Raw genomic sequence first — 23456 nt, forward strand, 5'->3', positions numbered from 1 at the left:
TTGGATTCCAGACTGGAATGACACCTCTGGACACTTCTGTCGTAAAGGAACCAGTGTCAGCTACTCGGATGACACCTTTTTTCTACTTAGTTTGGGTTATGCAAGAAGTCTAATGAAGTGAAAATAAATTTATTTACCAAAATAGAGTTGCCTTGGTCTACAGATCTTAGTTTCTTTATCATTTATCATTTCATACCACTGAGTAACCCAACCAGTGGTTCTTGCAAGTGCAAAAATAGGCGTGAACATATTTGAGGGGATATCAATAGCACTCATTATTATACCTGAGTAAAAATCAACATTTGGATATAACTTACGCACGATAAAATATTCATCCTTTAAAGCTATTTCTTCAAGTTTTTTTGCAATTTTAAGCAGTTCATTATTTTGTTCTAGTTTACTTAGAACCTCATGGCAAGCGCCTTTCAATATACGCGCGCGCGGATCATAATTTTTATAAACACGATGTCCAAATCCCATCAATTTAAATGGATCTTTATCATCTTTAGCTTTTTCGATGAATTTATCTATATCTCCACTTTGCTCTATCTCTTTTAGCATATTTATAACTGCCTCATTAGCTCCACCATGTGCTGGTCCCCAAAGTGTAGCAACTCCTGCAGAGAGGCTTGCAAACAGATTAGAACCAGCCGATCCCACCAATCTGACAGCCGCCGTAGAAGCATTCTGTTCATGATCAGCATGGAGAGTAAATATTTTATCCAGAGCTTTTGCAAAAAGGGCGCTTTTATCATTATCAACAGCATCGCCAAATATCATCTTTAAGAAATTTTCACTGTAACTTAATTCATTGTTAGCATTTATGAATTCCTGATTGTTGATATGCCTATAAATCATTGCAATAATTGTGGAAACTTGCGCTATTGCAGAAATTCCAAAATCTAGGTCTTCACCATTGACATTGTTGCCATGCTTTTCATGATAAGATGCTGACAAACTTGCAAAACATGCAACTAAGATTGACATAGGGTGAGCAGTTTTTGGAAATGCTTTAATTACATTTGTAACTTGCTCTGATACTTTGGATGATTCTTGTATTTTGAGAAGAAATTTTTTGTGTTGCTCTGAACTGGGTAATTCACCATAGAGCAATAAATAAATCACAGCAGTAAAATTATTATTCTCTGCCAAATCAGCTATATTATGTCCCCTATATTTAAGAACTCCTTCATCTCCATCAATGAATGTAATTGTAGAAGAGCATGAAGCTGTAGAAACAAACCCTGGATCGTAAGTGAATAATCCTGTCATCTTATATAAATCCTTGATATTTAACACATCAGGACCTGTTGTTCCGCTTAATACAGGTAGCTCGATTTTTAATCCATTACTTAGTTCTAATAGCACTTTTTTATCCATCACTTAAGCTACTTAAATTTTATACAGAATATACAAACTGAGGAGTATATATTAATACAGTTAACTTTACATTAACCGTATTAAGCGGTCATCAATGCTTTTACTTTTGCATTTAAGTGACTTATTTTACGCGCAGCAGTATTCCTATGAATAACACCTTTATTCACACACTTGTGTAAATTAGATTCAGCATTCCGAAATGCCAGAACAACATTTTCTTTGTCGCCAGAATTGATTATATCAACCAATTTTCTAATAGCGGTACGAGTTTTACTTTTCCGCATCTTATTTATTAAAGTGCGTTTTGCTATTACCTTTATCATTTTTTTAGCACTCTTATGATTTGCCATATATTAATACCTAAAATACTATAATTTTCTTTTAATTATAAAGTTTTTTTGTTAATTTGCAATATCAGTTTTTTCTATGGTTAATCTACTGCTTCTCTCTTCAATAATTTTTTCTAAACTTTGCAAGAATTCATTTTTGTTTAACCCAGGATATATTGGGGGCAATATTTCTATTACTGCCTTTCCGGGATTCTTTCTCAGAGAAAGTATGCTTTTTGGCCAAAACAAACCAGTGTTTAAAGCAACCGGTAACACAGGAACAGATAATACGCTATATAAAGCAGCAATACCTGGTTGATATTTTATATTTTGGTTTATAGTTGTTCTTGTACCTTCAGGAAATATTATTATGCTTCTATTTTCTTTTATACGCATTTTTGCTAGTTTGATTATATGGCGTATAGAACTGATACCATCTGAACGGTTAATAAAAATCATTTTCAGCGCTATAAGATGCAAACCAATGAATGGAATCCATTTCAATTCACGTTTTAAAATAAAAACCGCTTTTCTAAATAGTAGTATAAAAATAAATGTTTCAAATGGAGATTGGTGTTTAGATGCAATGATAAAAGGTTGCTTAGGGATGTTTTCCATTCCCCTCACTTCATATTTAATGCCACATAATAAACGTAGCATGAATAATACAACTCTCACCGAACAGACGAGGAAAATGGTTATTACACACTCAGAAAAGAAAATTACAGGGAGAGTAATGAAAGTATAGAATACCTCCCATAATATAAGAAAGAAATTAAACAATAAACTTGAAATCACAAACTCACATAAATTTATTTAAATTTAACTTTATTACAAATTAAAAACAATAAATTTAATTATTGATCATCTGAGTAATAGGATGCGAATCAGCTAATTTGTCCTTTAACTTTTCGTTAGCAATATGAGTATATATTTGTGTTGTAGAAAGGTTAGTATGGCCAAGAACTTTCTGTATCAACACAATATTTGCTCCGCTATTTAGTAGATGGGTAGCAAAAGAATGCCTAATCACGTGTGGAGAGATTTTATTTTCATCAATATTGCATTTTCTTGCTAACTCCTTCATTAATTGACCGACCCTCTGCCTTGTAATTGGTTTATTAGGTTTATCACCTGGGAATAGCCAATCAGACTCCTTTCTGTTAGAGAGCAGATTGTCACGAACTGATAAATAATTTCTAAGGCTCTGCAATGCTTGTTCATTAAAAAGAATTTGCCTCTCTCTACCACTTTTTCCTTTTATTATTATATAGCATTCTTTGTTATTACTGTTTATTAAATGCGACACTTCACATAATTTCATACTAATTAGTTCAGAAACACGCATTCCAGAAGAGTAAAGGATATCTAAAATCGCACATAGCCTTTTACTGCTTATCTCTTTATTCGATTCGCTTGCTGATTTTCTCACTGCGTCCATTAGCAAAAATATTTCTTCGACACTTAAATACTTAGGCAAAGGACGAGAAACTTTTGGATTCTTTAATTCAGCATCATTAGCCGGCGCTGGATTAAAATCTATTATTCCGTCATTAAATAGACACTTGTAAAAATTTTTCATAGCGGATATTTTTCTTGATATAGAGCTACTTTTATATTTTTTTTGTGTACATAAAGATTTCACATAATCTTTAATATTGGTTTTGTTTACACCAACCAAGGTAGTGCCGCTTTCCAATAAAAATTCTTCAAACTGGTGTAAATCCGAACGATAACTTTCCAGAGTATTTTGTGTAGCGGACCTCTCTGAAGCTAAAGCATCTATGTAATATGTTATGTAAAGATTTTCTTTTTTATTTTGCGACTGTTTATTTTTCATTATCAGCTCCTATATTTATTTCTTTGGCTATAATTTGATTAGAAGTGTTCCCTGTGTTTCTTATGAGAAAATATGAGACAAATAAGGCATTTATCAATAGAGTGAACATCACAAACTTTTGCTTTAACCTTTTTCTTAAATTTAATCTTACTCTTATCATAGTTAAATTATAACGTTAAATCTATAAAAAACACCTTATAAAGTGAGCTCTACTATAAATATAGAATACTTCTTGTGCGATCCGAAAGTCGTGAAATCGTGATGGTTAAATTCCATCCGCCTTAACATCGGGTTGAAAGCATAATCCACACTTTAGAAAAGTGGCGACTTTCTAGGGTGCAAGCATGGATTAAAAAGGGGTAATATTAAACTTTGTAATAAATCCCCCCTAAGAAAGTTAGATATGGTTACGAAAGGAACTTATGTCAGAATTGTCGTTATTCGTGATATGCGAAATAAAGTTGATACGCATAAACCAAAAGGTACGGAGGAATGAATAATTGGAATGAGAAGGTCTAATTAAGATGTTTTCAATCTCCCGGCAAATAGTAAGAACCTAAGTCTAACGTGAAACGATTTCATGGAACGGAGTAACCACATGGAAGCTCTTATTATCCTTTGTTTAAAAAGGATAACTAAGAAGGTGGCCCACTGAATGCTTCTATGTGGAGGGATTGTTTAAGAAGCTAATGCCTAAAGTAATATTTGGGATATGCAGACGTAAACACTGTAGTTTGGAAGGTAAAGTTGTGAATAGTAGTGAATATGTTATGAGCCAACAAAATGTTAGGTATGAATGGAATGAAACTCCCTGGCGTAAGCTGGAGAAATCTTCATTTAAGCTACAAAAACGAATTTACCGAGCTTCTAAATGTAATGATATCAAGAAGATGCATAAACTTCAGAGATTATTACTAAAATCAACAAGTGCAAGAATGCTCGCTGTTAGGAGGGTAACTCAGGATAACAGAGGGAAAAAGACTGCAGGTATTGATGGAAAGTCTAATCTTAATAAAAAGGAAAGATTGCTATTAGCAAATTCTTTAAATATAAGAGAGAAGGCAAAGCCATCAAGACGGGTATGGATCCCAAAATCTGATAGGCCATCGGAGTATCGCCCGCTCGGTATTCCTACAATAGCAGATAGAGCAAAGCAAACACTTGTCAAAATGGCACTAGAACCGGAATGGGAAGCAAAGTTTGAGCCTAACACTTACGGTTTTAGATCTGGTAGATCGTGTCATGATGCAATAGCAGCTATATTTATCGCACTTGGTCAGAAAACAGCATTTATATTGGATGCTGATATTTCCGGATGCTTTGATAATATTAAACATTCTGCACTGCTCGAAAAACTTAATACCACACCAACTCTAAAGAGAATTATAAAAGGATGATTGAAAGCAGGCATTATGAAAGATAAAAAGTTTAATCCCACTAAACGTGGCACAATTCAAGGTGGAACAATTTCTCCATTACTTGCATGTGTAGCACTATATGGATTAGAACAAAATATCAAAGAAGAACTTAAGGAAGAACTTTTCCAACATGCGAAAAAGAAATATGGTAGAGTATCTCGCAAACAGGCACAAAATTCAGTTAGTGTAATTACGTACGCCGATGATTTTGTGGTTTTACACGAGAGCGAAGAACTTGTCCTGAAGGCAAAGGTTCTAATTGAAAAATGGCTAAAACCCGTCGGATTAGAATTAAAGTCATCAAAGACAAGAATTGCACATACACTAAAATCCCTAAATGGGGAAAAGCCAGGATTTGATTTTCTTGGATTTTCAATAAGGCATTATCAAACACGTCAAAATAAGAGTGGTTACAAGTTATTGATTAAACCAAGTCGTAAATCTATAAGCCAACACTTGTTATCTATTAAACATAAGCTTAAAGAGTTGCGAGCAGCACCACAAGAAGCTGTAATAAAAGAACTTAATCCAATAATAAGGGGTTGGAGCCAATATTACACCTCGGTAGTCTCAAGTAAAGTCTTTAACTTATTAGACTACTCTATGCATAACAAACTTTGGAAATGGGCTGTCTATAGACACCATGACAAAAGAAGGTGTTGGGTCAAAAGAAAATACTTTAAAAAGTATGGTAGCGACAATTGGAGGTATATGGTAAGTAACAAGCTATATCTTATTAGACATAGGGATCATGCTATTAAACGACATATCAAAGTAAATGGAAATAGGTCTCCGTATGATGGAGATTGGCCATACTGGGGGAATCGTTTAAGTAAACTACCAGGAAAATCATCGCGAGTAATAAAATTACTGAAGTTACAGCAAGGTAAATGTAATTATTGTTATCTTTGGTTTCGGTTTGATGATTTAGCACATGTACATCATCAAGATCGCAATAGACGCAATAATAACATGAAAAATCTATCCTTGCTTCATAAGCACTGCCACGATCAATTACATGGAAGTATGCATGACAAGCACCAAATTAGAGAGAAGCCGGATGATGGGAAACTATCAAGTCCGGTTTTGAAGTCGAGTGGGGAGAGGTGACTTTCTCCACTTAGATAACATTGACATTTTCTTTTGTAACATCAAATCCTAGTATATCTCCTATCTTCGAAAGCAAATCTTCCATATTCATAACCTCTACCTTGAATTAAAATAATAGCAAAAACCCATATACAGTTGATTTTTACCTAAATAAAAACTCAACTAAAGAAAGACCTTGAACGACTAACTACCTTTATACTGACAAATAAAACTAAGATTGCAACATATTTTTCATAAAAAAGCAATCATTGAAGAATTTTAACTATATAGTAAAGAAAATCAGGATTTGAACTGATGTTTATAGACTTGATCAACTATGTTTTTTTAAATTTTTTGAATCTAGTCTTATTACAACTCTTATTTATAATTTTGTATTCTTGTTCAATTGAAAAATGTATTTTTGGCAATAAAAACCCTAGGCTCTGTGGACAAAATTTTAGAGAAGCCATACAAGAGCTCCAACAAAATTGAGAAAACCCATAAAAACCTCAGCAGTTTTATCAAATCTGGAAAAAATGCGCCTAAAATTTTTAATTTTACCAAAAAAACACTCAATCAAATGACGTTCTTTGTAGATATGCTCATCGTAATACCTTTGCACTTTTCGATTCCGTTTTGGCGGAATAACTACTGTACATCCCTTGTCTTCAAGACTTGTAACAAAGGCATTGCTATCGTAGCCCTTGTCAGCTACTACAGTAGAGTTATAGATACTTTCGGTCAACACTTGTGCCTGCGTAATTTCATTTCTTTGACCAGGAGTCAGAGTAAATTTAAGTGGATTTCCAAGTGCATCGACAAGCGCATGTATTTTAGTTGTAAAGCCACCTTTGCTCCTCCCTAAAGCTTCTTGATCCTTGGAGTTTTTTGTATATCCAGATGAACATGGATGGCCTCGGATGATCGTACCGTCGATTATAGCAACTTCTAAATCAGGCTCTTGTTTAGTATATTCAAGCAATTTTTTCCAGACATCTCTTTCACACCATCTTTTAAATCGCTTATGTATACTCCTGTAATTACCATAAGTTTTTGGTAAAAGTCTCCATTGGCAACCACTTCGCACTATGTACCACACTGCCTCTATGAATATTCTTAAACGTTTTTCATCTTTGCTGTGCATTCCTTTTACGCTTTTTATGAACTCTAAAATTTGTTTCCAATTTTCCTCTTTGATGTAATATTGCATATGGTAGTTTCTCCATTTTTTACCTATTAGGCTAAACTACCATCTTTTTCTCTCTTTTCATATTTTTTGTCCACAGAGCCTAGGTTTTTCTCCAAGTGGATTATTGTTAGTTTAGTAGTATATATTATTAAAAACGCAAGTAATACAACCACTTTCAGCACCCAAAACCAGCTAGTGAGTTATCTAAGTGGAGAAAGTCACCTCTCTCCACTCGACTTCAAAACCGGACTTGATAGTTTCCCATCATCCGGCTTCTCTCTAATTTGGTGCTTGTCATGCATACTTCCATGTAATTGATCGTGGCAGTGCTTATGAAGCAAGGATAGATTTTTCATGTTATTATTGCGTCTATTGCGATCTTGATGATGTACATGTGCTAAATCATCAAACCGAAACCAAAGATAACAATAATTACATTTACCTTGCTGTAACTTCAGTAATTTTATTACTCGCGATGATTTTCCTGGTAGTTTACTTAAACGATTCCCCCAGTATGGCCAATCTCCATCATACGGAGACCTATTTCCATTTACTTTGATATGTCGTTTAATAGCATGATCCCTATGTCTAATAAGATATAGCTTGTTACTTACCATATACCTCCAATTGTCGCTACCATACTTTTTAAAGTATTTTCTTTTGACCCAACACCTTCTTTTGTCATGGTGTCTATAGACAGCCCATTTCCAAAGTTTGTTATGCATAGAGTAGTCTAATAAGTTAAAGACTTTACTTGAGACTACCGAGGTGTAATATTGGCTCCAACCCCTTATTATTGGATTAAGTTCTTTTATTACAGCTTCTTGTGGTGCTGCTCGCAACTCTTTAAGCTTATGTTTAATAGATAACAAGTGTTGGCTTATAGATTTACGACTTGGTTTAATCAATAACTTGTAACCACTCTTATTTTGACGTGTTTGATAATGCCTTATTGAAAATCCAAGAAAATCAAATCCTGGCTTTTCCCCATTTAGGGATTTTAGTGTATGTGCAATTCTTGTCTTTGATGACTTTAATTCTAATCCGACGGGTTTTAGCCATTTTTCAATTAGAACCTTTGCCTTCAGGACAAGTTCTTCGCTCTCGTGTAAAACCACAAAATCATCGGCGTACGTAATTACACTAACTGAATTTTGTGCCTGTTTGCGAGATACTCTACCATATTTCTTTTTCGCATGTTGGAAAAGTTCTTCCTTAAGTTCTTCTTTGATATTTTGTTCTAATCCATATAGTGCTACACATGCAAGTAATGGAGAAATTGTTCCACCTTGAATTGTGCCACGTTTAGTGGGATTAAACTTTTTATCTTTCATAATGCCTGCTTTCAATCATCCTTTTATAATTCTCTTTAGAGTTGGTGTGGTATTAAGTTTTTCGAGCAGTGCAGAATGTTTAATATTATCAAAGCATCCGGAAATATCAGCATCCAATATAAATGCTGTTTTCTGACCAAGTGCGATAAATATAGCTGCTATTGCATCATGACACGATCTACCAGATCTAAAACCGTAAGTGTTAGGCTCAAACTTTGCTTCCCATTCCGGTTCTAGTGCCATTTTGACAAGTGTTTGCTTTGCTCTATCTGCTATTGTAGGAATACCGAGCGGGCGATACTCCGATGGCCTATCAGATTTTGGGATCCATACCCGTCTTGATGGCTTTGCCTTCTCTCTTATATTTAAAGAATTTGCTAATAGCAATCTTTCCTTTTTATTAAGATTAGACTTTCCATCAATACCTGCAGTCTTTTTCCCTCTGTTATCCTGAGTTACCCTCCTAACAGCGAGCATTCTTGCACTTGTTGATTTTAGTAATAATCTCTGAAGTTTATGCATCTTCTTGATATCATTACATTTAGAAGCTCGGTAAATTCGTTTTTGTAGCTTAAATGAAGATTTCTCCAGCTTACGCCAGGGAGTTTCATTCCATTCATACCTAACATTTTGTTGGCTCATAACATATTCACTACTATTCACAACTTTACCTTCCAAACTACAGTGTTTACGTCTGCATATCCCAAATATTACTTTAGGCATTAGCTTCTTAAACAATCCCTCCACATAGAAGCATTCAGTGGGCCACCTTCTTAGTTATCCTTTTTAAACAAAGGATAATAAGAGCTTCCATGTGGTTACTCCGTTCCATGAAATCGTTTCACGTTAGACTTAGGTTCTTACTATTTGCCGGGAGATTGAAAACATCTTAATTAGACCTTCTCATTCCAATTATTCATTCCTCCGTACCTTTTGGTTTATGCGTATCAACTTTATTTCGCATATCACGAATAACGACAATTCTGACATAAGTTCCTTTCGTAACCATATCTAACTTTCTTAGGGGGGATTTATTACAAAGTTTAATATTACCCCTTTTTAATCCATGCTTGCACCCTAGAAAATCGCCACTTTCTTAAAGTGTGGATTATGCTTTCAACCCGATGTTAGGGCAGATGGAATTTAACCATCACGATTTCATGACTTTCGGGTCGCACGAGAACAAGTTTTTTTGGAATGCGTTGGACTACCAACCAATACGTTCGAACTTTTTTATATGGTGATTCTGCTATACGCTAAAATCAGCTATATTGCTTTACTTTTGCTAAATTTATATATGAACTGATTTGCCTAACTTTATTGCAAAGATTTCAAATTTCTATTTTTACAACCCTATTTTTACGCAACTTGTTCTCAAAAATATACGATCTTTTTTGAAAGAGTAAACAATTGAATTCTTTATAACACTAACTAGGCTCTGTGGACAAAAAATATGAAAAGAGAGAAAAAGATGGTAGTTTAGCCTAATAGGTAAAAAATGGAGAAACTACCATATGCAATATTACATCAAAGAGGAAAATTGGAAACAAATTTTAGAGTTCATAAAAAGCGTAAAAGGAATGCACAGCAAAGATGAAAAACGTTTAAGAATATTCATAGAGGCAGTGTGGTACATAGTGCGAAGTGGTTGCCAATGGAGACTTTTACCAAAAACTTATGGTAATTACAGGAGTATACATAAGCGATTTAAAAGATGGTGTGAAAGAGATGTCTGGAAAAAATTGCTTGAATATACTAAACAAGAGCCTGATTTAGAAGTTGCTATAATCGACGGTACGATCATCCGAGCCCATCCATGTTCATCTGGATATATAAAAAACTCCAAGGATCAAGAAGCTTTAGGGAGGAGCAAAGGTGGCTTTACAACTAAAATACATGCGCTTGTCGATGCACTTGGAAATCCACTTAAATTTACTCTGACTCCTGGTCAAAGAAATGAAATTACGCAGGCACAAGTGTTGACCGAAAGTATCTATAACTCTACTGTAGTAGCTGACAAGGGCTACGATAGCAATGCCTTTGTTACAAGTCTTGAAGACAAGGGATGTACAGTAGTTATTCCGCCAAAACGGAATCGAAAAGTGCAAAGGTATTACGATGAGCATATCTACAAAGAACGTCATTTGATTGAGTGTTTTTTTGGTAAAATTAAAAATTTTAGGCGCATTTTTTCCAGATTTGATAAAACTGCTGAGGTTTTTATGGGTTTTCTCAATTTTGTTGGAGCTCTTGTATGGCTTCTCTAAAATTTTGTCCACAGAGCCTAGCATGGTACTTTTACTAAAGTATTTTTTGAAAAAGTTAGTTGACTTATAAATAATTCTCTACTAATAGTGGCATATGTTTGTTTATTCTGCTGAAGTGGCTCCGCAGGTTACTGTATAAGCTTGAGCAGTTTTTGCACTTCTTATAAAGCATAATCCATCATATTCCTATATATTAAATATAGCTGGTGTTCTCAATTTTGTTGATCTATAGTAAAATTGGCTAAAACTTCCAGTAATAAACAACTTTTAACCTAGTAGTAGTACTCACCATAAAAACTTAACAAAAATATGAGTAGTAAAAATATTATGTTGAAATTAGCTTGACTAATATTATATATTGTACATAATATATTCTATATCTAGGCTAGGAGGTAGTATGGGTACAGAGTCAGTAAAATATGTTGTAGAATCTATCAGTGAACAAAAGCTAGGAGAGGAATTAAATACTGAGCCATGGCATTCAAAAATTGAGCGTAATAGCAATGAGGGAACAACGCCTGAAGATGACATAACAGATTTAGATGATTATAGTTTGTTTGTTCAAGGAATAAGTAATCGTTCGGAATGTTATGACCTTGATCAGAGACATGAAACTAGGGAGGCTGTTGACACATGTGTAAAACATACATTGTCGTATCAGAGTGAAACTGATGATAGTGATTTATATTGGAAAAATTACCCTATTAGTCCAAGAGACTCTGCTTTAATTAAGCTAGATCTACCACTGACTGAAAGTGAGAGAAGTCTAATTGATGAATTTTGTAAAGAGTTAAAAGATGTAGTAGCAAAAAATGATCAAGGTTATAGGGATAAGCATGAAAATTTTACAAACACTGCTTTAGAGCGTATAGAGTGCATAACAAATAAATATTTGCAAAAAGGGATAAGACTCAATTCAAAATATAACGATGATAAGTATACTATAACAAGTTTAATTTTTAAGGAAATAAGAAATATCCCTGATAGAATACGACAGCATAAGGGATTACCACCTTATGAGAGTTTATCAGACGATAGTGAGACTATAACAAGTTTAGTTTCTAAGGGAATAAGAGATATTCCTGCCTACGAGGGTGTATCAGATGACAAAAATATAGGTATTATACGCAATATCATGAGTAATTTACTATTAAAAGGTGGAAGAGTAAAATGCAGTTCCTTTTATGATGATAAGTTATTGTATGCAACTTATGGGTTCAGTTATGAGATTTTTGCAGAACGTGAAGAAATCGATAACAAGCTAAAAAGTGTAGCAGATGAAGGTATTATAAACAGTAGTGCCCAAGGCAAAGCTTTACACGTAGAAATGGATAATGGATATTTTTATGTAAAATATTCGCAAGATAGCACTGTTGAGGTTGCAAAAGTTATAAATAATCCAAAAGTGAAAGATTTAAGTTTTAGACATCATATATTTCATGTTGGAAAGAGTATAGTAAGAGTTGAAAATGTAGGAGGAAAAAGAAATTATACAGACGTTTTAGAAGGTGGCATTGAAATGTCTTTTACTACTGAAGTAGGAAAGATTAGTATTCATCTACGTTCTAGTGATAAAGACAACAATACAATTGAAGTAAAGATAAGTGACGATGATAAGAAGAAACTTGATCAATTAAAAGATAAGGAAGAAATAGGAGAAAATTGCTTACTTGGTGGATATTCAGTACATGATGCGATTAAACGAGGATATTTTGAAAAACATGAAACACTACGTCAATCTTCTGAAAAAATTACCTTATCTAATGAAAAGAAAAAAAATAGTTGGTGTGAGATAGTAACAAATTCAAAACAGACAACAAGCCGTACTGTAGGGTAAATGCTATACTGCTTGATTGTCTAAAGATCTTATATTGCTTACCATAAAAGCTTAACAAAAGCTTAATCATATGAGTAGTAAAAAGATTATGGTTATTGACTTAATGTTACATATCGCATACAATATATCATGTATCTTAGCTTAAGGGGTAAGTATGGGTGAGTCTACTGGGATGGTAAAATCTATCATCAATCTACTAAAGCCAAAATCCAAATCAGAACTATATGATATTGAATATGAATCCATTATAGAACATCTATCATCTAAAGAACATTTATTAAATGAGCTGATGAATGATATGTGGTACTCAGGGGATTTGCCATCAGTTAGAAATTATAATGAACCACCATCTTTAATGGATAGTAAACTTGAACTAAGCGAACAAATTTGTGTTTGGTTTGCTCTAGATCACGATCTTACGCCAAGTCAAAAAAATTTAAACAAAAAGTTACTTAGTGCTCTAAAATGTTTAGCTTCTAACTGTGGTTCATTTGATAATACTGATCCCCTTGAAGAATTTTTATATGACAATAAAAGTAATAAAGATTTAAAAGTAATTCTTAACCTAAAGAGAGGAGAATCTGAGTCAACAGTATTACATGCAATTGCAGGAGCAAAGATTGGTGGATTTCGTCGCACAGGAAATCAGGCTATAGATTTACTCTTAGAAGCAGGCGCAGATCCTAACATACAAGATAATAAAGGAAAAACACCATTATACCTTGCTGCTGCCAAAGGTCATTACGATAATGCAAACTCTCTTCTTTTGAAAGGAGCTAAACCTAATATAACAAGTAGAAAGGGCAAAACTCCACAACGAATAGCAACTAATAATCTCTGCTATGATATTGAAGAATTATTTTTAACTGATAAACAGAAAAAGATGAATAAGGAATTGTATGACTTACTTGTATGTGATTCAGACTGCACTAAAAATTTAAAGGAGTTTTTAAGTAAGCATAAAAGAGATTCAGACCTAAAAGTAGTGCTAAATATTCGGCAAGGAATGGGTGAATCAAAAGTGTTTTCGTATGTTGATCGTTTTGCTTGGGATAATGAAGATCTTGCTCAAGAGTTAAGAAAAGTATTTCTAGAAGCAGGAGCATTAGATTATGGTATAAATATTATTTATCGTCAGCAAAAGAAAGGACAGGCCAGTAAATTACTCGTTAATTTAACCTCAAATCAAAAGGAAAAGTTAAATGAGTTTTCTGATAAGGTGTTTCAGGCTCAAAACATGGCTGAACTTGAAGAGATTGTAAACGATGCTATAAAGTCTGGTGTACGATTAAACTATTCTTCTTCACAAGATTTCTTTTCAGGTAATGAGTACACTTTTACCGATTATGTGATGAAAAAAATCAGTGAATTAGAAAAAAATCCTAAAGTTGCTAGTAATATAATATGTCAATTAGTATCAAAAGGGGCAGTGTTTGGTAATACAGTTGATGCTAACACACTGACATCAAAATTTAAAGAGCATAAAACTAACCTAAAAAAAGCTTATAGAGATTATATTAGCAATTCTCATAAGTTTATTGAAATCGCAAAAAGTGCAACCAATAGCGAGCTAAAAGATGCAAGAGTAGACAACTCCGTTTTTTACTTAGAATATTCTAAAGATAGTAAAATAGACATTATAAAGATAACAGATGGGGCAAGGGATTTAGGTCTAACCGATGGAGATGTAAAGTGTGGAAGAAATATAGTAAAGATCGGTAGTAGTGAAGTAGAAATTCAAACCGAAGGTGGAATAAGGTATTACACAGATCTTACAGAAGGCAGCGATATAGTATTAACCTTCTATACTAGTTTGGGAAATGTAGACGTTAGGCTGTATCCTGACATACAGAATAAAAGCAAAATTATAGTAGAAGTGAGTAATAAAGAGGAAGTATTGGAAAAATTCGAAGGTCATAAAGAAGAATTAGGCGAGGATTGTGCACTTGGTAATTATTATGTCTACGATGCTATTGAACAGGGATATTTTGAAAGATCTGGTGGATTAATTCGTCCTGAAGTAATAAGCGAGTCTAACAACAAAAAGGTTTCATGGGCAGAACGTGAAGAATTAAGAAGGGTTTCTAATTCGAGGGAAGAAATTGCTAGGTAGAAGGTATTAAATATTAACTAAGATAATTAGCAATCTAAGAAACGAATTATCTTAAGCTCTACACAAATCACTCGCTCTTTTTTACAATTAATTTGGTTTATAGAACTACTCGTAGTAATCAAAATAAGATTTTTTCTTATAGTCAAGTTATAGTAAAATGAAATGCGATAAAGTTGCATTATTCTTTCTACAGCTAAATTTTTGCCTTAGCGTATTTATTATACAGGTAGTACAAAGCCATCGTTACACTTATATATCGTCAATAATCTATTAACAATTCCTATAGTATAATTAATTTTGAAGGCTTTAGTAAGGGGGAAGTATGACAGAAGCAAATCCAATAGTTACATTAAAGGCTAAAATTAAAGAATTTGGTTTTAATAAATTAAGAGCTAAAGATAATAAAAGCGCAAATTCTGGTGAGCAAGCATATAAAGACATTAATAGAATGGATTTCATCATTAACGGAGAGAATATAGATAGGGATTTTGTTGACCGATTATATAAAAAACATATTAGCTTGGTTAAAAATAATAAAGATGGAGAAAAGAATTATCGTTCATTTGCAAAAGAGGTTTTTAAGGAGATGTTTCAACATTCTAGAGCAGAAGCTCCAAATGATCATATTCTAGAAGAGTTAGCTACTAATTGCAATCAAGCAGGATATGAACATATATATGGACCATTTATGATGGAACTTTACGAGAAACATAAATTATTTATGAATGTCAATAGTGGTGTTGAGAGAAAAGTGTACATTGACTGCAAAAATCCAAATTCTGTAAAAGTTGAGTGTAAAATCCCCAAAGCACCTGTAAAGCTTCTAGGTGTACAGTCCCAGAGTGTGATGGTATGATAAAATATGAGAAAAAAATACCATCAAAGGAGGAGTTATGGGACAAATATTACATGGGTGCGCCAAAACAACACAGACGATTCGTAGAGCAATACAAAATAGAAAAGAGAGCATAGCAAAACTCTCCAAGCATTATAACCTTAATCCAAAAACTATTATTAAGTGGAGAAAACGTTCATTTACGAAAGATGCTGATATGGGTCCAAAGCGTCCAAGATCGACTGTTTTAACGCTAGAAGAGGAAGCTATAATAGTTACATTTCGCAAGTATACACTACTGCCACTAGATGATTGCCTTTACGCTCTGCAGTCTACAATTCCGCATTTGACTCGCTCTAGCTTGCATCGTTGTTTACAAAGACACAACATTAGCAGATTACCAACTGTTGATGGAGAAGTTAAGTCAAAAAAGAAATTCAAACAATATCCTATCGGTTACTTTCATATTGATATTGCTGAAGTTAGAACTGAGGAGGGCAAATTACATTTGTTTGTTGCTATTGATAGGACATCCAAATTTACCTATGTTGAGTTGCGTAACAGTGCTACAAAACCCATAGCTGCTGAGTTCTTACGTAATTTGATTAGAATTTTACCGTATAAAATCCATACTATTTTGACAGATAACGGTATACAATTTACAAACCAGAAGCGTCATAAGTATGCTTTCCAACATATATTTGATAGAGTTTGCGAAGAGAATGTTATTGAACATCGTTTGACAAAAGTTAGCCATCCTTGGACGAATGGGCAAGTCGAGCGTATGAATAAAACTTTAAAGGATGCTACAGTTAAGAAGTATTACTATCAATCGCACCAGCAACTTAAAGAACACCTTTATAACTTTGTTATGGCTTATAATTATGCAAAGAGACTCAAAACTCTTAAGGGTCTTACTCCTTATGAATTTATATGTTATCAGTGGACACAGTCTCCAGAATTATTTATACTAAATCCACACCATCACACTCTGGGACCATACACCTAGTGGAAAACAGTGCCCTGTATCTTTGTCAATAAATCTTCTCACGGTTCCTTCAGGATCAGTTGCTTGCCCTCTATATTCTTCAAATGTTATGCCACAGAACATAAATCCTGACCTCATATCATTCCTTAGCGCTGCTCCTTCTTGCCATCTCTCATATGCTTCTTTTACTTTAGCATGAGAAGTTAGTGCATCAAAAAACTCAGGGCTTACCAAGGCATGAACTCCTGTCATATATTCACCACTTAAGTTATCCTCAATATGCCTCAATACTTCCAGACACTTACGCTTTACATCAGTTGTTGCTGTTCCTAGTGCAAAATTTACTACTTTTGGTGTTATTTCAAATTCGTTGTACAGATTTAATAATTCTGACCCATCAGCATCTAAAATTATTCCTTTCAGCGCTCCCATTCGCAAATGCTCTAATGTTATTGCATGTTTGTTTCTCATTAGCTGTAAATGATCGGTTATTACATCTGCCAGCGCTTTCAGTTCACTTTCTGATCCAAATGCTCTTATTCCTTGCACTTCTTCTGGTAACACTACATCATCATGTGGAATATGTGGAATCGTAAATGTTCTTACCTTTCTTTTTCCTCTTTTTCCTACTGTTGCTGGTGCTCCGGGTAACTGCGTTGGTAATAAACTCAATACTCCATTATGTTCTTCTATGGTAATATGTCTAAATCTTACTGATCTACTTGGAAATAAATTTAAATTTTCAACCCGTCCATAATTTATCGGCAATATATTCATCGCATTTGTTAGTGCCGTCATGCTAAATGCTGTATTTGTAAAAGGATTTTGCATTTTTTCTCTCCCTTTTTTCCTATTAATTTTAGTTAAACTCCCTTGCGAATGATGATCCCTCGTCCTTCAAGTTGCTTTATTGCTGCAGCTTTCTGCTCTTCAGTAATATTTGTTGGCCATACAACTGCATGATCTGCTAGTATTGCACCACGAGCAATAATTACTCCTTTACTATTTTCCTTTGCGTTTACATCGCTTGCTATCACTCCTATAGCCGTTTGTGTCCCATCTGTGGCAGTTGGATTTAAAGCTTTAATAAAACCATCTTTAGTATCATAACCAACTACTGTTCCCAGCTTTAGATTTTGTCCCTTGGCTACTGTTATTTGATCTCTTGAATATAGGTTGGACACTTCATATTTCAGAAGATCGCCTAAATTATTTCCTTCAGTTATACTTATCATGTCTTTTTCTCTCCTTTTTTTATTTTTTTACCGCCGTGTTTATAACTGCTATACACCGTGGTTATTACCTTATAATTAGCCATTATGGCGCATTTTGGACACTTATTTACCGCAGAGCACTATATATGGCGGTTATAAAATTTAAATGCACCGACTTTTCGCTACCTGTATCATCAAATCTTCCTGCGAATTTCGTGGTACTGCACTCAGTATGTCTGTCTTCTTCGTTCTTTCTGCAAGTAATTCCATTAAAACCTCCCTTGCTTGCTCAATACTTACGCCTTGCTCTATAAATTCTCCTATCTTTTCTGGCATCTTTGATATATTACATAATCTTATTATCTCTAAGATTTCTCTACGACAGTTCTCGTAGCCTTCCTCAGTTAACTCATTAGTTGTCATACTAACACTCCTATGATTATTGATAAATTCAAAAAATGTTGTAACTCTGTCTGCAAGACCAATATCCACAGCGTTCTTGCCAAAATATAGCCCTGCTTCTGTTGATTTGATTCTTTCCGTGGAAAGATTTCTGTTTCGTGCTACGAGCTGGACAAACATCTCATATAGGCGATCTACTTCTTTTTGCAAGCTTTCCAGACTTTCAGACGTTATTGGCTCATGGGGATTTAAATCATTTTTTCTACTTCCTGCAAATACTGTGGTATATTTTATTCCCTGTTTTTCATCAAATCCACTTTGATCTATATGACTTGCTATTACTCCTATACTCCCAACTCCTGAAGTGCAGGTGAGAAAAATCTTTTCAGCGCTAGAGGCTATAGCATATGCAGCAGAGTATGCATCATCATTTGCTATCGCTATTATCCTCTTTTTTCCTCTTGCACTATAGATAAAATCAGCTAAGTCAAATACTCCATTTACCTCTCCTCCTGGGCTATCTATTTCCAGTATAATTGTCTCTATACTACTATCTGCTAATGCTTGTGTAATTTGTTCTTCTATTTGCTCATATGATGCCATCCCGAGCATTTTATCAAACGCACCTGGTTTTTTCGTCAGAATTCCATGTATTGGTATAATTGCAGTTCTTTCTACGTTACTTTTGATGGAGTGATTTTTGAAAATTGGCTGTTTTCCTTTGTATAGAGATAGTAGCTCAAAACTCCTTGGTTCAAGCATTAATGGCTTTCCTAGCAATATCATAACCCTTTGCAATCAGAGTCAAACATTAAATTGAGACTATTTGCACGCTTTTGATCTTCTGCTATTTCTTGATCAATTTCTTCTACATCGTAACCCATTTCTGATACTACCTCTGCTCGACTTTTGAAGCCATTCCTTACTGCCATTTGCTGTGCTTGCTGGTCTTTAAGCGGATCCACCCAATCAAATCCCTGTGGTATCCATTTCACTTCTTCTTTCGCTGCTTTTACTACTTTTTCATCTATACTCAGTTCTCCAGAAAGTACTGCTAACTCTAGCCATCTACTCCATACTGGTCTGCAAAATTGGAATACCATAATGTTATGTTGCAGCATAGCGCATCGACGGCGAAACTCTATCAGCCCTGCTCGAATGGATGAATAATTAACGCCTGTTAAATCTCCTGTTAGCTGCTCATATGTTATTCCTGTGCCTATTGCTATTGCCCTTAGCTGCTGTCTCATAAACGCTTCATAACTTCCTCCAACATCAGATCAACTGTGTTTTTTTAAATTTTTTGAATTTAGTCTTATTACAACTCTTGTTTATAACTTTGTATTTTTATTCAATTAAAAAATGTATTTTTGGCAACAAAAACCCTAGGCTCTGTGGACAAAAAATATGAAAAGAGAGAAAAAGATGGTAGTTTAGCCTAATAGGTAAAAAATGGAGAAACTACCATATGCAATATTACATCAAAGAGGAAAATTGGAAACAAATTTTAGAGTTCATAAAAAGCGTAAAAGGAATGCACAGCAAAGATGAAAAACGTTTAAGAATATTCATAGAGGCAGTGTGGTACATAGTGCGAAGTGGTTGCCAATGGAGACTTTTACCAAAAACTTATGGTAATTACAGGAGTATACATAAGCGATTTAAAAGATGGTGTGAAAGAGATGTCTGGAAAAAATTGCTTGAATATACTAAACAAGAGCCTGATTTAGAAGTTGCTATAATCGACGGTACGATCATCCGAGGCCATCCATGTTCATCTGGATATACAAAAAACTCCAAGGATCAAGAAGCTTTAGGGAGGAGCAAAGGTGGCTTTACAACTAAAATACATGCGCTTGTCGATGCACTTGGAAATCCACTTAAATTTACTCTGACTCCTGGTCAAAGAAATGAAATTACGCAGGCACAAGTGTTGACCGAAAGTATCTATAACTCTACTGTAGTAGCTGACAAGGGCTACGATAGCAATGCCTTTGTTACAAGTCTTGAAGACAAGGGATGTACAGTAGTTATTCCGCCAAAACGGAATCGAAAAGTGCAAAGGTATTACGATGAGCATATCTACAAAGAACGTCATTTGATTGAGTGTTTTTTTGGTAAAATTAAAAATTTTAGGCGCATTTTTTCCAGATTTGATAAAACTGCTGAGGTTTTTATGGGTTTTCTCAATTTTGTTGGAGCTCTTGTATGGCTTCTCTAAAATTTTGTCCACAGAGCCTAGTAACATTACATCTGACAATGTTTGAATTATTAGACTTATCGCTTATATCTGAAATATTACTTTTTTCACTGTACGAAGACGAGTTGCTCGACATATTGTCTAAACTAAAAAGCTTTTTACCTTGATAGATTGGATTCCAATCAAGTGGATTATAAGCTTTAGCTTTTTTATCAAGAGTACTGCTACTAACATCACTGATACCACTATCCCCTGAATCACGGCGTTGTTTGTTAGGAGTGCTATGAATGTTGTCTTCCATGAGTTTTCGCATTGTTGGGCCAAATGTTCTTCCAAGATTGCTACTCACTGTTTTATTACTATCATTTGCTTGGAAATGAGATGCATTTTGCTCAAAAATTGCTCTTATTCCAGCAAATTTAACTTGGGAAGATTTTGGAGGAACAGGTGGAGCAACCATGCCTTTTGAGTTAATCTTTCCTTCATTTTGAGGAAAAATTTTTGGATTATTTTTTTCTACTGTAGTATTCATTTTTTTACCTCTAAACCTATTAACTAATAAAAGTATAAACTTAGAGGTATTAATTTTGTAATAACAATGCTAATAGATTACCGCAGTTTCAATAAGCATCACCAGAGGATTCTCTATATAATGCTTAAAGGCATTTAAAAACTTTGCTCCGAGTGCCCCATCAACTGCTCTATGGTCAACAGAGAGCGTTACTGTCATTATTTCTGCTATTTCTATTTTCTCATTCATAACAATTGGTTGTTTTTTAGATGCACCAACTGCCATAATGCAAGATTGCGGCGGATTGATTATAGCACTGAAGGCTTTTATACCAAACATCCCTAAGTTGGAGATAGTAAACCCTCCTCCTTGAAACTCTTCAGGTTTCAATTTTCCAGATCTTGCTCTGCTTACTAAATCTTTCACTTCTTTTGATATAGATAAAATACCCTTTTTATCAGCATTTTTTACTATAGGAGTAATTAGCCCATCTTCAAGTGCCACAGCGATTGAAATATCTATATTTGAATATCTCAGTATTTTATTATCTATCCACGAAGAATTTATATCAGGAAATTTTTTCATGCTGAAAGCTGCAGCTTTTATGATTAGATCATTAATTGTTACTTTATTGTTTTCATCTGCTGAGTTAATCTCGTTTTTTAACGATATTAACTTATCAACCTGGCAGTCTACAGTTAAATAAAAATGTGGAACATTCTGTTTTGATTCAGTCAGGCGCTGTGCTATCACTTGGCGCATGTTGCTTACTTCAACTATGGTATCTTTCTCAGGACTTTCAGTATGTATACCACTGCCTAAAAACTCCAACACATCAGCCTTAATTATGCGACCATATGGTCCTGTACCTTTTAATTGCTGCACATTAACCCCTTCATTTTGAGCTATTTTCTTAGCTAAAGGGCTTATCTTTGTTCTACCTTCTGTTCCTTCCTCTTTTCTAGATCCCAGTGTCAAGCACTGGGATGACATTGGAGGATTGGATGACATTGGAGGGTTGGATGATATTGAAGAGTTGGATGGCACTGAGGGATTGGTTTCAACTTCTTTCTTAGCTTCAATATTGGTGGCAGAAGCTGAAACATAGTTATCGAGTGCACTTTCACCTTCTCCTTCTTCCAGCATTAAAGCTATTGGTTGATTTACAGGCACGCCACTTGTTCCTTCTGTTACTAAAATTTTTGCTATGACTCCTTCATCCACAGATTCAAACTCCATTATGGCTTTATCAGTCTCTATCTCAGCAATTACGTCGCCTACTTCAACTTTATCTTGTTCTTTTTTATGCCACTTTACAATTTTTCCTCCAGTTTTGCTCATTGTCGGTGAAAGAGCAGGCATTAATATTTCTATAGGCATTGATTTTGCATTTAAAGATCTATTCAATTTTTAATTTACTCTTTATCTTATGTCAACCTAATCGTGAATTATGATGAATAAGTCTGTTACACTACCCCTCACGTCATCCCAGTGCGTGACACTGGGATCTTGGTTCAGTACTATTATCCTATTGTTTTTATTATTTAGCCATAGCTTGTTTGCTAATAACTTTGTTTCAACAAAATCAAATAAGATCAACATGAGAACGGGGCCAGGGTTTCACTATCCTGTAAAATGGATATACACTTGCAAAAATCTGCCCCTGAAAGTGATAGAAGAGTTTGAGAGTTGGAAAAAGGTCTGTGATATACATGAAGACTGCGGATGGATAAAAGGCAATCTTCTTAGTGATAAGCGCTACGCGATTGTAAAAGAAGATACTTATGGATATCAAAAACAGAGTGTAGACAGCAAGATTACTATGAAAATAGACAAGTTTGTTGTGATGAAGATAGAAAAATGCAACGAAGAATGGTGCTTTCTTTCCACCCCAAAACGCAAAGCATGGGTACAAAAAAAACATATATATGGGGTTGATTAGGTTGACAAAAAATCTGAATTAACACTAGTTTCTGGGCCTTCTGTAGCATGCTCTTCAGATGAAGCAGAGGGTTCTTGAGGCTCTGGAGACTGTACAGGGCTATCACAGAAACTCCTTAACATCTCCTCAGCGGATGAATCTAAAATTTGTACAATAGACTTTTCACTCTGCTCTTTTAGCGATTGATCCATTCTAGAAATCAACTCAGAAAACTCGCTACCTGATTTTTCAGCTTCATTTTTTATTTTACTTTCTATGCTTGCAATATTGCCTTGTTCAATTTCTTCTTTTGTTATGTTGAACGAATTTGCAGCATCTTGATATCCAATCTTGCAATTTCCACAACCAATTATGCAAAAAGCAATAGAATTAGATATTTCGCTTGCAGCCCACTTATGTATAGCGTAAGCCAAATAATTGTCATGGTATTTAATGCTAAATTGTTGTTCTATTAGCTCAGAAATTTTATTCTTTAGAGACATAAAGTACCCTCCTTACATTCGTTATACCTTTTTGTTAAGATACACCATTTACTACATGCTTTACTTTAATTAATTATTAAAACAAG

The 23456-nt window shown here is 34.4% G+C and carries 20 protein-coding genes and 4 pseudogenes; 9 read left to right on the forward strand and 15 right to left on the reverse strand.

Annotated elements, in window-relative coordinates:
- Positions 1-129 precede the first annotated feature (129 nt).
- The 4 genes from OOK85_RS02855 to OOK85_RS02870 form a co-directional block, all read right to left on the reverse strand.
- The gene (locus OOK85_RS02855; RefSeq protein ID WP_264704144.1) at positions 130-1380 is read right to left on the reverse strand and encodes a citrate synthase; all 1251 of its coding nucleotides are present in this window, start codon (positions 1378-1380) and stop codon (positions 130-132) included.
- 80 nt (positions 1381-1460) lie between these two features.
- On the reverse strand, positions 1461-1730 hold the full coding sequence (gene rpsT, locus OOK85_RS02860; RefSeq protein ID WP_264703919.1) for a 30S ribosomal protein S20: 270 nt from the start codon (positions 1728-1730) through the stop codon (positions 1461-1463).
- Between the two features lie 51 nt (positions 1731-1781).
- Entirely contained in the window at positions 1782-2507 is a 726-nt protein-coding gene (locus OOK85_RS02865) for a lysophospholipid acyltransferase family protein (RefSeq protein ID WP_182319746.1), read from the reverse strand.
- Positions 2508-2562: 55 nt separating this feature from the next.
- The gene (locus tag OOK85_RS02870; protein WP_264703922.1) at positions 2563-3549 is read right to left on the reverse strand and encodes a tyrosine recombinase; all 987 of its coding nucleotides are present in this window, start codon (positions 3547-3549) and stop codon (positions 2563-2565) included.
- Positions 3550-4319: 770 nt separating this feature from the next.
- On the opposite strand from OOK85_RS02870, the pseudogene OOK85_RS02875 reads away from it, so the two are divergent.
- A pseudogene (locus OOK85_RS02875) lies at positions 4320-5285 on the forward strand (reverse transcriptase domain-containing protein); the annotation flags it as partial.
- A gap of 168 nt (positions 5286-5453) precedes the next feature.
- The gene (locus OOK85_RS02880; protein WP_264704146.1) at positions 5454-6077 is read left to right on the forward strand and encodes a group II intron maturase-specific domain-containing protein; all 624 of its coding nucleotides are present in this window, start codon (positions 5454-5456) and stop codon (positions 6075-6077) included.
- A gap of 314 nt (positions 6078-6391) precedes the next feature.
- Here the strand turns inward: OOK85_RS02880 and OOK85_RS02885 are convergent, their stop codons facing one another.
- The 4 genes and pseudogenes from OOK85_RS02885 to OOK85_RS02900 all read right to left on the reverse strand — a co-directional run.
- Entirely contained in the window at positions 6392-6526 is a 135-nt protein-coding gene (locus OOK85_RS02885; RefSeq protein ID WP_264703924.1) for a hypothetical protein, read from the reverse strand.
- A complete protein-coding gene (locus tag OOK85_RS02890; RefSeq protein WP_264702164.1) occupies positions 6514-7266 on the reverse strand; it encodes an IS5 family transposase in 753 nt (250 codons plus the stop codon). The genes OOK85_RS02885 and OOK85_RS02890 overlap by 13 nt, the downstream gene beginning before the upstream one ends.
- A 197-nt stretch (positions 7267-7463) precedes the next feature.
- Positions 7464-8153 (reverse strand): group II intron maturase-specific domain-containing protein, encoded by a 690-nt coding sequence (locus OOK85_RS02895; RefSeq protein ID WP_264704148.1) that lies wholly within the window; start codon positions 8151-8153, stop codon positions 7464-7466.
- A gap of 102 nt (positions 8154-8255) precedes the next feature.
- Positions 8256-9302: pseudogene (locus OOK85_RS02900) on the reverse strand (reverse transcriptase domain-containing protein); the annotation flags it as partial.
- 791 nt (positions 9303-10093) lie between these two features.
- On the opposite strand from OOK85_RS02900, the gene OOK85_RS02905 reads away from it, so the two are divergent.
- The 5 genes from OOK85_RS02905 to OOK85_RS02925 all read left to right on the forward strand — a co-directional run bounded on the left by OOK85_RS02905 (position 10094) and on the right by OOK85_RS02925 (position 16640).
- On the forward strand, positions 10094-10846 hold the full coding sequence (locus tag OOK85_RS02905; RefSeq protein ID WP_264702403.1) for an IS5 family transposase: 753 nt from the start codon (positions 10094-10096) through the stop codon (positions 10844-10846).
- Between the two features lie 397 nt (positions 10847-11243).
- A complete protein-coding gene (locus OOK85_RS02910; RefSeq protein WP_264702618.1) occupies positions 11244-12683 on the forward strand; it encodes a hypothetical protein in 1440 nt (479 codons plus the stop codon).
- A 154-nt stretch (positions 12684-12837) separates the two neighbouring features.
- Entirely contained in the window at positions 12838-14796 is a 1959-nt protein-coding gene (locus OOK85_RS02915) for an ankyrin repeat domain-containing protein (protein ID WP_264702620.1), read from the forward strand.
- A gap of 322 nt (positions 14797-15118) precedes the next feature.
- Positions 15119-15652, forward strand: a complete 534-nt coding sequence (locus OOK85_RS02920) for a hypothetical protein (RefSeq protein ID WP_264703926.1) — start codon at positions 15119-15121, stop codon at positions 15650-15652.
- Between the two features lie 37 nt (positions 15653-15689).
- Positions 15690-16640: an IS481 family transposase gene (locus tag OOK85_RS02925; protein WP_264702189.1), complete on the forward strand. Its 951-nt coding sequence runs from the start codon at positions 15690-15692 to the stop codon at positions 16638-16640.
- Here OOK85_RS02925 and OOK85_RS02930 read toward each other — a convergent pair.
- From OOK85_RS02930 to OOK85_RS02945, 4 genes and pseudogenes are all read right to left on the reverse strand, one after another.
- Positions 16626-17450: pseudogene (locus tag OOK85_RS02930) on the reverse strand (major capsid protein); the annotation flags it as partial. The gene OOK85_RS02925 and the pseudogene OOK85_RS02930 sit on opposite strands and share 15 nt — an antisense overlap.
- A 32-nt stretch (positions 17451-17482) precedes the next feature.
- Positions 17483-17854, reverse strand: a complete 372-nt coding sequence (locus OOK85_RS02935; RefSeq protein ID WP_264703928.1) for a head decoration protein — start codon at positions 17852-17854, stop codon at positions 17483-17485.
- A 141-nt stretch (positions 17855-17995) separates the two neighbouring features.
- On the reverse strand, positions 17996-19021 hold the full coding sequence (locus OOK85_RS02940; protein WP_264703930.1) for a S49 family peptidase: 1026 nt from the start codon (positions 19019-19021) through the stop codon (positions 17996-17998).
- Positions 19018-19515, reverse strand: a pseudogene (locus OOK85_RS02945) (phage portal protein); the annotation flags it as partial. The gene OOK85_RS02940 and the pseudogene OOK85_RS02945, both read right to left, overlap by 4 nt.
- Before the next feature lie 188 nt (positions 19516-19703).
- Here OOK85_RS02945 and OOK85_RS02950 point away from each other — a divergent pair.
- Entirely contained in the window at positions 19704-20456 is a 753-nt protein-coding gene (locus OOK85_RS02950) for an IS5 family transposase (protein WP_264702164.1), read from the forward strand.
- On the opposite strand, the gene OOK85_RS02955 is transcribed toward OOK85_RS02950, so the two are convergent.
- Both OOK85_RS02955 and OOK85_RS02960 read right to left on the reverse strand, forming a co-directional pair.
- Positions 20422-20967, reverse strand: a complete 546-nt coding sequence (locus OOK85_RS02955; protein WP_264703932.1) for a hypothetical protein — start codon at positions 20965-20967, stop codon at positions 20422-20424. The two genes, OOK85_RS02950 and OOK85_RS02955, sit on opposite strands and share 35 nt — an antisense overlap.
- A gap of 69 nt (positions 20968-21036) precedes the next feature.
- The gene (locus OOK85_RS02960) at positions 21037-22326 is read right to left on the reverse strand and encodes a pyruvate dehydrogenase complex dihydrolipoamide acetyltransferase (protein WP_264704150.1); all 1290 of its coding nucleotides are present in this window, start codon (positions 22324-22326) and stop codon (positions 21037-21039) included.
- A 73-nt stretch (positions 22327-22399) separates the two neighbouring features.
- On the opposite strand from OOK85_RS02960, the gene OOK85_RS02965 reads away from it, so the two are divergent.
- On the forward strand, positions 22400-22888 hold the full coding sequence (locus OOK85_RS02965) for an SH3 domain-containing protein (RefSeq protein ID WP_264703934.1): 489 nt from the start codon (positions 22400-22402) through the stop codon (positions 22886-22888).
- On the opposite strand, the gene OOK85_RS02970 is transcribed toward OOK85_RS02965, so the two are convergent.
- Complete coding sequence (locus OOK85_RS02970) at positions 22885-23370, reverse strand: WBM0748 family T4SS-associated protein (protein ID WP_264703936.1); 486 nt, start codon at positions 23368-23370, stop codon at positions 22885-22887. The genes OOK85_RS02965 and OOK85_RS02970 overlap by 4 nt on opposite strands.
- Positions 23371-23456 lie beyond the last annotated feature (86 nt).

Source organism: Wolbachia endosymbiont (group A) of Volucella inflata (assembly GCF_947250665.1).
GTDB classification, from domain to species: Bacteria; Pseudomonadota; Alphaproteobacteria; order Rickettsiales; family Anaplasmataceae; genus Wolbachia; species Wolbachia pipientis.